This is a genomic window from uncultured Maribacter sp. (assembly GCF_963974015.1).
Lineage (GTDB): Bacteria > Bacteroidota > Bacteroidia > Flavobacteriales > Flavobacteriaceae > Maribacter.
In genome coordinates this window covers 1-12,271 of record NZ_CAXBBZ010000030.1, presented here as the reverse complement: position 1 = coordinate 12,271, position 12,271 = coordinate 1, and the positions used below count along the sequence as shown (strand labels likewise).

9 protein-coding genes are annotated in these 12,271 nt (G+C 36.2%); 4 read left to right on the top strand and 5 right to left on the bottom strand.

What is annotated here, in order from left to right; all coding sequences use genetic code 11:
• Positions 1-928: aldehyde dehydrogenase family protein (locus tag AACZ41_RS17535; protein WP_339629900.1), on the bottom strand; the 928-nt coding region annotated here is incomplete at its 3' end.
• Between the two features lie 196 nt (positions 929-1,124).
• On the opposite strand from AACZ41_RS17535, the gene AACZ41_RS17530 reads away from it, so the two are divergent.
• Complete coding sequence (locus AACZ41_RS17530; protein ID WP_339629899.1) at positions 1,125-2,048, top strand: AraC family transcriptional regulator; 924 nt, start codon at positions 1,125-1,127, stop codon at positions 2,046-2,048.
• A gap of 2 nt (positions 2,049-2,050) precedes the next feature.
• On the opposite strand, the gene cysS is transcribed toward AACZ41_RS17530, so the two are convergent.
• Positions 2,051-3,529 (bottom strand): cysteine--tRNA ligase, encoded by a 1,479-nt coding sequence (gene cysS, locus AACZ41_RS17525; RefSeq protein ID WP_339629898.1) that lies wholly within the window; start codon positions 3,527-3,529, stop codon positions 2,051-2,053.
• Positions 3,530-3,543: 14 nt separating this feature from the next.
• The gene (gene folE, locus AACZ41_RS17520) at positions 3,544-4,224 is read right to left on the bottom strand and encodes a GTP cyclohydrolase I FolE (protein ID WP_339629897.1); all 681 of its coding nucleotides are present in this window, start codon (positions 4,222-4,224) and stop codon (positions 3,544-3,546) included.
• A 134-nt stretch (positions 4,225-4,358) separates the two neighbouring features.
• Between folE and AACZ41_RS17515 the strand changes: the two genes are divergently transcribed.
• Both AACZ41_RS17515 and AACZ41_RS17510 read left to right on the top strand, forming a co-directional pair.
• The gene (locus tag AACZ41_RS17515) at positions 4,359-6,161 is read left to right on the top strand and encodes a T9SS type B sorting domain-containing protein (protein ID WP_339629896.1); all 1,803 of its coding nucleotides are present in this window, start codon (positions 4,359-4,361) and stop codon (positions 6,159-6,161) included.
• Between the two features lie 124 nt (positions 6,162-6,285).
• Positions 6,286-7,722, top strand: a complete 1,437-nt coding sequence (locus tag AACZ41_RS17510; RefSeq protein WP_339629895.1) for a T9SS type B sorting domain-containing protein — start codon at positions 6,286-6,288, stop codon at positions 7,720-7,722.
• A 51-nt stretch (positions 7,723-7,773) separates the two neighbouring features.
• Here AACZ41_RS17510 and AACZ41_RS17505 read toward each other — a convergent pair whose 3' ends face one another.
• Together AACZ41_RS17505 and AACZ41_RS17500 are read right to left on the bottom strand one after the other, a co-directional pair.
• Positions 7,774-9,279, bottom strand: a complete 1,506-nt coding sequence (locus AACZ41_RS17505; RefSeq protein ID WP_339629894.1) for an outer membrane protein transport protein — start codon at positions 9,277-9,279, stop codon at positions 7,774-7,776.
• A 29-nt stretch (positions 9,280-9,308) separates the two neighbouring features.
• Positions 9,309-10,559 (bottom strand): hypothetical protein, encoded by a 1,251-nt coding sequence (locus AACZ41_RS17500; RefSeq protein ID WP_339629893.1) that lies wholly within the window; start codon positions 10,557-10,559, stop codon positions 9,309-9,311.
• Between the two features lie 144 nt (positions 10,560-10,703).
• Here AACZ41_RS17500 and proS point away from each other — a divergent pair, with 144 nt between their 5' ends.
• On the top strand, positions 10,704-12,179 hold the full coding sequence (gene proS, locus AACZ41_RS17495; RefSeq protein WP_339629892.1) for a proline--tRNA ligase: 1,476 nt from the start codon (positions 10,704-10,706) through the stop codon (positions 12,177-12,179).
• Positions 12,180-12,271: the final 92 nt, after the last annotated feature.

Here is a 12,271-nt window from a genome sequence, read left to right as displayed (position 1 = left end):
ACATTCTTGATGGACAAGTACAGACTTCACCTTGGTTTAAGGCAAACATATTGGCACCTTCTAAACATTTATCGAAGAATTCATCATCGGCATCCATAATACTTTCAAAAAATACATTTGGAGATTTTCCGCCTAGTTCTAACGTGACCGGGGTGATGTTTTTAGATGCATATTGCATGATTAATTGGCCAGTCGTGGTCTCGCCGGTAAAAGCAATTTTGTCTATTCTTGGGCTTGATGCTAAGGGTTTACCTGCCTCTGCGCCAAAACCATTAACCACATTAAGAACACCTGCTGGTAAAATACCTTCAATGATTTCCATTAAAATTAAGATGCCAACTGGGGTTTGTTCTGCAGGTTTAAGTACAACACAATTTCCTGCAGCTAAAGCTGGTGCTAATTTCCATGTTGCCATTAAAAGTGGGAAATTCCAAGGGATTATTTGCCCCACTACACCTAAGGGTTCTGTGACATTTAATGCCACTGTGTTGGAATCCAATTCACTTACCGAACCTTCTTCTGCTCTTATAACACCAGCAAAATACCTGAAATGGTCAACAGCTAAAGGTAAATCTGCTGCTCTGGTTTCGCGTATAGCCTTACCATTGTCCCAGGTTTCTGCTCTAGCCAATACTTCTAGATTTTGCTCAATTTTATCGGCAATTTTCAACAACATATTACTTCTTTCTGTTGCTGATGATGTATTCCATGATGGAGCTGCTTTCCATGCGGCATCAATTGCCAACTCAATATCCTCGGCAGTAGACCTTGGTATTTTAGTAAATGATTTTCCATCTACGGGAGAAATATTGTCAAAGTATTCTCCTTTGAATGGTGCTACCCATTTACCACCAATAAAATTTTCATATTGGTCTTTGAAATTTGGTTTTTGAAGAATATCTTTCTCTACGGTTGCTGTTGTGCTCATATTATATGATTTAAGTTATTAATTGTATTTCATGGCCGTATCAAAATATCTTGTACGGCTTTCTAAATTTACCTCTCATATTATAATTATATCTGACGTATTCTACGAATCACATGAACAATTCTACCATTTGTTGATATTATGATTTTTTTAAGTATAAAATTTTGTAAATTTCTTAATCATTAGAATTTGTAATGTGATAAAATTACCGGATAATTTTTTAAAAGGGAGACGGTTAGAAACTTTGGTCGAAAATCAAACTTCCTATTTTATGAATAATGCAGCCATGCATGTTTTTGAAACGCATGAGCAGGCAAAAAGTGTATTGTTGAAATTTGAACAACCTGTTTTGGCTAGCATGATTCAAGGAAAAAAGATTATGCATTTACGTGATTATGAATCTTTTGATTTTTTACCTGGTGAATCTTTGGTGCTACCTGCTAACGAAAGTATGTGTATAGATTTTCCTGAGGCAATGGCTAAAAACCCTACTAGATGTTTAGCAATGGCTATTTCTGAAGATAAAATTAGCAAGGTGCTACAATTTATGAACGAAAATATGCCAAAAGACAGTAAGGAAGATTGGGGTATTATGGATTACAATTTTCACTTTGTAAATGATAGAGGCATTTTTCAAATAATTCAGCGCTTATTATTTTTATTTACGGAAGACCATCCGTCCAAGGATTTCTTTGTGGATAATATGCTGCGTGAGTTGATCATTCGAATTTTGCAAACAAATGAACGAAAGATATATAGCAATGCAACACTTTCAATTAAAAGTGAAAGTAGGCTGACTGAGGTTGTACGATATATTAGAGATAATATACACAAATCACTTCAAGTAGAGCAGTTAAGCAAAATTGCTTGTATGAGTGTATCTAATTTTTACAGAACCTTTAAGTCAGAATTAGGAATTTCACCAGTTGAATTCATTAATAATGAACGAATAAAACTAGCTGTTGGTTTATTACAAGATCCTAAGCGAAGTATTAAAGATGTGTATCTAGATTGTGGTTTTGAAAGCAGGTCTTATTTCAATAGGGTATTTAAAACAAGGCAAAACCTAGCGCCTGGTGAATACCAGTCTAAAATTAAAAAATTTAGATTTTTAGATTAGATTTAAAGGCTATACGTAGTACCTTCCTTACCATCTTTAAGCTGAATGCCTAAAGCCGCTAATTGATCACGAATCTTATCCGAAGTGGCAAAATCTTTATTTTCCCTTGCAGATTTACGTAACTCAATCAATAGCTCGACAACACCACCTAATTTTTCAGAATCCGCATCAGAACTACTTTTGTTTTCAAGTCCTAATACGTCAAATACAAAATTGTGTATTGTGTTCTCAAGTTCTGCCCTATCTTCTTCTGTAATAGATTCTGAACCTTCTTTAATAAGATTAATATGCTTTACAGCATCGAAAAGTGTTGCTATTAAAATTGGGGTATTAAAATCATCATTCATGGCAGCATAACATGAAGATTTCCAATCGGAGATATTGAAATTTGTTGTCTTGCCCGTGTTTAGAGATTTTAAAGAGCTTATTGCCTCCATTAATTTATTAAAGCCTTTCTCGGAAGCCAATAAAGCTTCGTTGCTCATATCTAAAATGCTGGTGTAATGTGCCTGCATCATAAAGAAACGAACCATTGATGGAGAAAATGGTTTGCTAAGAATTTCGTTTTCACCAGAGAAAATTTCCCCAGGAAGTATACTATTTCCTGTAGATTTAGCCATTTTTCTACCATTAAGCGTTAACATATTAGCATGTAACCAGTAATTCACTGGGCTTTTGCCATTACATGCTTCGGCTTGTGCTATTTCACATTCATGATGTGGAAATTTTAAATCCATACCACCACCGTGAATGTCAAAAGTTTCTCCTAAATATTTTGTACTCATAGCAGTACATTCTAAATGCCAACCTGGAAATCCATCGCCCCATGGTGACGGCCAACGCATAATGTGTTGTGGCTCCGCTTTTTTCCAAAGTGCAAAATCTTGAGGATTATGTTTGTCATCTTGTGCGGCAAGGTCACGAGTATTCGCAATCATATCTTCAAGCTTGCGCCCGCTTAACTTACCGTATTCATGCTCTTTATTGAATTTGGCTACATCGAAATAAACAGATCCATTGGTTTCGTAGGCAAATCCTTTTTCAAGAATATCCTTAATAATTTCAATTTGCTCTATGATATGACCTGTCGCGGTAGGTTCAATACTTGGAGGCAAGAAATTAAATTTTTCTAAGATATTATGGAAATCAACAGTGTATCGCTGAACAACTTCCATCGGTTCTAATTTTTCTAACCTAGCTTTTTTTGCAATTTTATCTTCACCATCTTCAGCGTCATCTACCAAATGGCCTGCGTCTGTAATATTTCTAACATACCTTACTTTATAGCCTAGATGTCTGAAATACCTGAAAATCATATCAAAGGACATGAAAGTTCTACAATTGCCTAAATGCACATTGCTGTACACGGTAGGCCCACAAACGTACATGCCAATATGGCCTTCGTTTATTGGTTTGAAAACTTCTTTTTTTCCACTTAAGGAATTATATACTCTAATTTCTTGATTTTCGTACAAATGCATGAAGCTATATGCGATTAAAAATGGGTGTCTAGATTAAGGTAATTCAAAAACTCACGGCGTACCAATTCTTCTTTGAATTTACCACCATATTCAGCGGTTACGGTACTGCTGTCAATATCACGAATACCTCTTGAGTTAACACAAAGGTGCTTAGCATCTATAACGCAAGCAACATCTTCAGTACCTAAAACCTCTTGTAATTCTCTTACGATTTGAATATTCAAGCGTTCTTGAACTTGCGGTCTTTTCGCATAATAATCAACAATACGGTTCATTTTAGAGAGTCCGACTACGGTACCATTAGAGATATAGGCTACATGTGCACGGCCTACAATAGGTAAAAAATGGTGTTCGCAGGTAGAATATAACGTTATGTTTTTCTCAACTAACATTTCGCCATATTTATATTTATTATCGAACGTAGATGCCTTTGGCTTTCTACTAGGGTGTAAACCTCCAAATATTTCGTTAACGTACATTTTAGCAACTCGATTAGGAGTTCCTTTTAAACTATCATCGTTCAAATCTAGGCCTAGTGTAAGCATTATGTCACGAACATTTTCACGTATACGCTCAATCTTCGTAGCGTCATCTAAAACAAAGGCGTCTTTGCGTAATGGGGTTTCCTCAGAAGTAGAAATATGATCGTTTCCTAATTCATCAAATTGATTTTCCAATGTATCCTCAATTTTCATTTCAACAAACTTTTACAAGCTGCAAAGATATACAATATGTGCCACTTTATAACTAAATAGGGGCATTACACAACATAAATTAGACATAACGTTAAGGACTCGTTAATTTTAAAATTAGAAACTTCGAACCCCCTATGACCAAGTATGGTATAACTATTCTCCTTATTAATTTATTTGGTGCCCTATCTTGTTTTTCACAGGTAGCACCAGATTGCATTAATGCTATTCCTATTTGTAACAATACTCCAATTAATGCGGGTACCGATGGTTATGGCTTAGATGATTTTAATGGAGCTTCCGTATCTGGTTGTATAACTCAAGCAACGGGTACAGTAGAAACAAACTCTGCATGGTATCGTTTTAGAACTGGCGAGATGGGACAGTTAGGTTTTAATATCGGTTTTGATTCAAATGAGGACTGGGATTTTGCCTTATATAAAACCAACGATTGTGGTGATCTCGGTGAGCCTATACGATGTAATTATTTTGATAATTCAGATGGTAGTATTTATATAGGTGTAGGCCAAGATCCAACGGGAGTTGCTAATATACAGTATGAAGATTGGCTAGAAGTTGCACCAAATGAAGATTATCATTTATTGATCAATAATTACAGTAATAATAATTCTGGATTCTCAATTCAATTTTCAGGAAACATTTTTATAGAATTTCCAAGTTCGGCGTTAGACTGTGATATAATAGATAATTTATTAGGTCCGCCAAAAATTGCGTGTGATAATGAAAATGTAATTTTAGATGCTACAACATCAGATGCTATAGATTATGAATGGTATTTGGATATAGGAGCTGGCTATCAACGTATACCAGGTGAAAGTGGCCCAGAACTAAATGTAGCGGTTTCTGCGATGTATCGGGTTTTAGTCATTAGACCTTTAGGAAATAATTTATTAAGCGAAACCCAAGTAGCTTATGCACCTGCGCCATTTACATATGAATTAAATGACATTACAACTTGTTTGGATGGTACCTCTATTGATTTTAATCCGAAGGATTTAGAAGCCTTGGGAGATCAAAGTTCTTTGGAATTTCTTGTTACCTATCATGCCTCAATTGAAGAGGCGATGAATGGGATTAATGCGTTGCCTAAAGAATATATACCAACGCAAATCTCAGAAACGATTTTTGTTCGTACGACATCAGTAGAAAATGGTAGTTGTTATGATGCATCAGAAGCATTTGCTATTAACGGAATTGAGCTGCCTTATTTAGATTTTGATACCAGTGTATTTATTTGTGGAGATACTCCTGTAGTTACTATAGGTAAAAGAATTCCAGATTCTAATTTCACTTATGAATGGAGTTCAGGGCAAAACACTTCGCTGATAACAGTTGCAGAAGAGGGGGTCTATACCTTATCTGTTACTAATTCGCTAGGTGCATTGCAGTGTATTACTGTTCGTTCTGTGACGGTTGTTTTTTCAAGTCCGCCTGTTATTTCTGATGTAACCGTCTTTTATAAAGATGATTCCTCGAATGTGGTTTCAGTATTTTTAAAAGAAGATGGTGGTTTTAATTATCAAGTGGACAGTGAAGAACCTCAAAGCAGTTCGATATTTAATAATCTATTTCCTGGCGAACATACTATTACGGTTACAGATTTAAATGGTTGCGGTATAGACTCTAAGGATATAGTGGTTGTAGGCTTTCCTAAGTTTTTTACACCAAATGCAGATGGCGTAAATGATAAGTGGAAGGTAGACGGACTTTCAGCTTTAGACAATCCTGTAATAACGATCTATAATCGATATGGTAATTTATTGTATCAATTGAATGAAGATTCAAGTGGCTGGGACGGCACATTTAATGGAGTTTTATTGCCAGAATCAGATTATTGGTTCAAGTTATCTTATACCAATTCTTTGGGCCAAAATACCAATGCTGCATATATAAACAATCATTTTACATTAAAACGATAATACCTAAAAAGGAATCTGAAAAGTGTATTTTATCGATTAAACACCATAATAATCGATGTAGAATACTAAAGTTAGGCATGTGAAGTTATAATATACTATACGTATATTAATAGCCACCCTATTTATGAGAACACTTATTTGTTCTATATGTTGTTTCTTTCTTTTCTATTGGAATTCAACTGCTCAAAATTCAGCCGATTGTAGAACGGCAATACCTGTGTGTGCCGATCAACCTATTATGGGAATTGCTGGTGGTACTGGCGATGTCGATGATTTTGACCCAGAAGTTATACTGCAATCAGGATGCTTGGAAAAAGGTAGTCTTGTTTCTGCTAACATTGAATATAATACTTCTTGGTTCGTTTTTAGGGCGGGTACTGGTGGTCAGGTAGGTTTTGATATTGAAGCATTAGCTTCTACTGGATCAACACCTACTGCAGAATGGGATTTTGCTGTTTATGGTCCCGATGTTGATTGCGCCGATATTAGTAATGGTACAGCACAACCGATACGTTGTAATTACGAAGTGAACGATACTAATTTTACAGGACTAGGTGTGAATCCTGATAGTGGTCAGGAAGGTTCAGCTTCATTAACAGGAAGTCAAAACACTTATGATGAATATTTAGATGTACTACCTGGTGAAATATATTATATTCTGATTAATAATTTTGCCGATAATTTTACAGGTGATCCAGAACCTTTTGTGTTAACCTTTACAGGAAATTCTGTTAGTGATGATCAAAATACTGCTTTAGATTGCACGCTTAGGGATGAATTTTTAGGATTGGATATAATCGCTTGTGAAGGTGATGATGACATTACTATAAGTGCATTGAATTCACCTGCGGGTGCGGATATTGCAAATGTTGAGTGGACCGTTGATTATGAAGATGACGGTGTAGTTGACGATACGCTTACAGGATCTGGAGATTTCGGTGCAGAATTAGTTGTAGTGAGCCCTAACTCTGGTCGTTATTTCGCAACAATTACTACTATTTCAGGAACGCCGCCAACAGTAAGTGACTATAGCGGCATATTAATTACATTTTTTGGAACGCCTATACTTGATCGAGTAGAGACATTAGATACCAACCTATCAATTGATCCTGACCAGAATAACATTGAATTTTTTGTTGAGGGTGATGGGGATTATGAATATGCTATTAATGGTGGCGAGTTTCAAGACAGTTCGATATTTATGAATGTGCCTCCTGGGCTTAACATTGTAATTATAAATGATAAAAACGGGTGTGGTATTACCGATCCGTTAGAATTTCTCGTGGTAGGGTATCCTAAGTTTTTCACACCTAATGGAGATGGTATAAATGATGGATGGAATATTGAAGGTATCGAAACTTTAAATGGTCCAGTAGTGTTCATATTCGATAGATATGGTAAACTTCTAAAGCAACTAGGAGTTGAAACTGCATGGGATGGCACTTTTAATGGCAAGCCGATGCCTGCTACCGATTACTGGTTTCGATTTGAATATGGTGAAATAGAGGAGGGGTTATTAGTGGCTAAAACAAGAAAAACACATTTCTCATTAAAGAGATAAAAAAAAGGAACAAATTTGCTCCCTTTTTTATGTATTTAGCAATAAACTTAATTAGAAGTTTATCGTGTAGCTTAATGTTGCATTTGTGTTGATTCTATTAATAATAGCTGGTGTAGTAATGCCAGAATCAAATAATCGCTCGTTAATATCTTGCTGAGAACGGCTTAGGGCAAAATCTAATCTACTACCTCCAAAATTATAGCCGATACCACCAGAAACGGCATTTAAATCACCAATTGTATTGCCATTTGCATAAGGGCTTTGTTCAAATCGATAACCAGCTCTTAAACTAACTTGTTCAATTTTGTATTCTCCACCTAGTCGAAATGTAGATACTGTGCTTAGGTCATTAGAAATTTGATTGTTAACGGTTTGAAAACTTGGATCGTTTGTAGGTCGTAATTCTGCCTTAGAAAAATCTTGATATCCGTAATCAAAACTTAATAATCCGTCTTGTGCAAAGATGACAGCTAAGCTTCCTGTTAATTTACTTGGGGTTTTAACCGTATAAGTTTCAAAAAGATTTACAATGTTAAGATCAATAAAATTAATTTCATCATCAGCCAAATCAGAATTGATGCGTTGAGAAAAATCATCTTCTAATCGATACCATGTAGGGGATTGGTAGCTACCACCTAAACGTACGTATTCATTTAATTTGGCTATTGCACCCAAGCTAAACGAGAACCCGTTACCTTCTGTTTGTAAATAGTTGTCGAAAGTTGTTCTCTGTATTTCTGAAGTGGGGTCATATCCGTTTTCTGTGAATCGGTCAAACCTTGAATACAATACATTATGAAAATTTAACGAAGCACCCATATAAATATTCTCTTGAAATTGAGAACCCATATTCAAGGTGAATTTACCGTTGTAGCCAGTAGTTCTTCTTAAAAACTCCTGATTTACAGAATTATAAATGGTATTACTAACGTAATCGGTGTTGTTATCATCTTCTGAAATAGGGTCAAGAATACCTCCATAGTATCCTAAAAATGCCTGCTGCTCTTTAAAACCTTGATTAGAGCCGATGTCTAAATAAGCTTCTTCTATATATTCGCCGTCTTGGCGTAGAATAGACCCGAAAGGTGTGCCTTGTGCAAAATTCAAAAAGTAGTTGTCAATACCTTGTGTGCTGTTTCCAGCAACATAATATTCATTGTCAAAATTATTGACAAGATCATAATTAAATGCCAAAGTAAATTTCTGCCAATCGGAATCGGAATTGGTGTTTTTGAAAACAAATGCACCACCAATCTGATTTAGATCTAAGTTGTTATTCTTTGAATTTGTAGTATTTCCGAAATAGCTGGATTGATTGTTGTTGTTATAGTTTGAGCCAGAAATGGTAAATAAACTATTGTTAAAAACTGCAGACCCTGCTGGATTAACATTTAATGAGGACAAATCACCTCCTAAGGCTCCAAAAGCTCCACCCATTGCTTGAAAACGAGCAGTTCCTTCAGGGTTTTCGGTACCGTAGCGCAAAACTTCATTGATGTTCTGAGCACTACTTAGAGCGCATACCGCCAGTGTTATGAAAGTTAAATATCTTTTCATAGCAATATCTTATTTTTAAAATTTTAGATTTAGTTATTTCTACCGCTACTTCTGCTAGATGAGCCAGAAGATCTTGATGAGCCACTACTAGAACTTCTTGCTGAACCAGAACTTCTAGAGGAACTACTATTGCCAGAACTTCTATACGAACCGTTGCTAGAGCTACTTCTTGTACTGCTCCCAGAACTTCTGTAAGATCCGCTATTTGAACTTCTAGTAGAACGACCAGTTGAATAATTGTTCCCTGTTCGTGAGCTATTATTTCCAGAACTTCTATAAGTTGAGGTTCTTGGAGTCATAACTCTACTACTTGATCTTGTGGTACCAGATGAATTCGGACTTGAAGAATATCTGCTAGAGTTTCGTGAAGATGTGCTGTATCTTGGTGTAGCCCTTGTGCTTCTGCTAGTTCTATAAGCTCTGTTCTGATCTACACCAACAGTTCTTCTTGCTGTTGTATTTCCAGAATAGGTTCTTGAACTACGCGAATTCGAAGAGTTTCTTGCTGTCGCCGTTCTTGAATCTGTGCTTCTGTATCTCGGTGAATCTCCTCTTGTGTTTACATTAGATCTACCTCTTAATGCACTTGTCGTTGCTCCGTTATTTACTGTAGTTCTATTGTAAGTGCCTCTTCTCGAGTTGTTATAGGCATAGTTTCTATTAGCGTATCGAGAATTACGATTGTAGTATCTACTTCCATATCCGTACACATATCCATGATAGGGGTAGTTCCATCCAAAACCAAACCCTGCATACCCATATCCAAAGCCACCATATCCCCAATTATTCCATCTGTTCCATCTCCAAGGATTGTTCCATCCATATCCATAATAACCACCATATCCCCAATTGTTCCATCCCCAAACAGGGTTTGCCCAACCATAAAGCCCTCCGTATCCCCAATTATTCCATCCATTGTCATAAATATTAATACTTACGTTAGAGTTATTATCTCCCCAACCACCGTAACCTTGGTAGTCGTTATCGCTTGAATAATAATCTGTTAATTGATCTTGAGGTATACTATCATTTATATCGTTGCTCGAGTAAGAATCAACATCCGTAAAAATTTCGCTATCCAATATTTCATCATATTGATTGGCCTTTTCTCCAAAATAATCAGAATAGGTGTCGGTTTCTGGATTGTTTTGCTGATTATATCGTTGCTCTGGTCTTCTTTCTACTGTGGTTGGGGTATTGTCAGAATAAATACCGTCATTGTCATAATAAGAAGATTGCTGGTAAGAACCACATGAGGCTACTATTAAACCTAGGGTCACCAACATTGTTATGTTGCGAATTTTGTTGTGGGGTAAAGAATATATCATCGGATCAAAATTATATTGTTGAACATATTAAAAATAACTAGTTTTACCCAATTAATTTATTATAATATTCACAAAATTTGTGCCAAACTCCAGAAAATGAGTAAAAATTTGACTAAGAGAAGTGAGGATTATTCCAAATGGTATAACGAACTAGTAGTGAAGGCAGATTTGGCTGAGAACTCTGGTGTTAGAGGTTGTATGGTGATAAAGCCCTACGGTTATGGAATATGGGAGAAGATGCAGGCAGGCTTAGATAAAATGTTTAAGGAGACCGGTCATGAAAATGCATATTTTCCATTATTTATACCAAAATCATACTTTAGTAAAGAGGCTAGTCATGTGGAAGGTTTTGCTAAGGAATGTGCGGTCGTTACCCATTATAGATTAAAAAATGCTGAAGATGGTAGTGGAATAATTGTTGATCCAGACGCAAAACTGGAAGAGGAATTAATTGTTAGACCTACTTCTGAAACCATAATTTGGGATACCTATAGAAAATGGATACAGTCGTATAGAGACTTACCATTGTTGATCAACCAGTGGGCCAATGTGGTACGATGGGAAATGAGAACAAGGCTATTTTTGAGAACGTCGGAGTTTTTATGGCAAGAAGGACACACTGCACATGCTACGGAAAAAGAAGCAATAGCAGAGGCAGAGCAAATGATGAATGTGTATGCTGATTTTGTTGAAAACCATATGGCCGTACCTGTAATAAAAGGAACGAAAACCGAAAGCGAACGTTTTGCTGGTGCGATTGAAACCTATTGTATAGAAGCATTAATGCAAGATGGAAAAGCATTACAGGCGGGGACTTCACATTTCTTAGGTCAAAATTTCGCAAAGGCATTCGATGTTAAGTTCGCTACCAAAGAGGGTGGTAAAGAATATGTTTGGGCTACCTCATGGGGAGTTTCAACTAGATTGATGGGGGCGTTGGTAATGACGCACAGTGATGATAATGGATTAGTAATTCCTCCAAAATTGGCGCCAATTCAAGTGGTTATCGTTCCTATTTACAAAGGATTAGATCAGTTAGATGAAATTTCTGAAAAGGTAATGCCATTGGTTAAAGAATTAAGGTCTAAAGGTATTTCGGTGAAGTTTGATAATAGGGATACTCATAAGCCTGGTTTTAAATTTAATGAATACGAACTACGTGGAGTTCCGGTTAGGTTGGCAATTGGGCCAAGGGATATGGAAAATGGTACATTCGAAGTCGCTAGAAGAGATACGTTGCAAAAAGAAACAGTTTCTGCGACCGATGTGGTAGCCAAGATCGAGTTTCTTATGGAGGATATTCAGAAGAATATGTATCAAAAGGCATTGGATTATCGAACGAAACATATTACCAAAGTTGATACTTATGATGAATTCAAGAAAATTTTAGAGGGTAAAGGTGGATTTATATCTGCACACTGGGATGGTAGTAAGGAGACCGAAGAACGTGTGAAAAACGAAACAAAAGCAACGATCAGGTGCATTCCTATTGATGCTTTTGAGGAAGAAGGAGTATGTATGGTGACCGGTAAACCGTCAAATAAAAGGGTGTTATTTGCGAAAGCATATTAAATTTTTTAAAAAATAATATTCAGGGGTTGTGATAGTAAAAAATATTTGTATTTTTGCATCCGCAATTGCGCAAAGTATGGTCCGTTCGTCTA

Excerpts from the sequence above, each read along its gene's own strand:
- AACZ41_RS17510 (WP_339629895.1), top strand. The coding sequence starts at position 6,286 with ATGAGAACACTTATTTGTTCTATATGTTGTTTCTTTCTTTTCTATTGG.
- cysS (WP_339629898.1), bottom strand. The coding sequence starts at position 3,529 with ATGCATTTGTACGAAAATCAAGAAATTAGAGTATATAATTCCTTAAGT.
- proS (WP_339629892.1), top strand. The coding sequence starts at position 10,704 with ATGAGTAAAAATTTGACTAAGAGAAGTGAGGATTATTCCAAATGGTAT.
- folE (WP_339629897.1), bottom strand. The coding sequence starts at position 4,224 with ATGAAAATTGAGGATACATTGGAAAATCAATTTGATGAATTAGGAAAC.
- AACZ41_RS17515 (WP_339629896.1), top strand. The coding sequence starts at position 4,359 with ATGACCAAGTATGGTATAACTATTCTCCTTATTAATTTATTTGGTGCC.
- AACZ41_RS17505 (WP_339629894.1), bottom strand. The coding sequence starts at position 9,279 with ATGAAAAGATATTTAACTTTCATAACACTGGCGGTATGCGCTCTAAGT.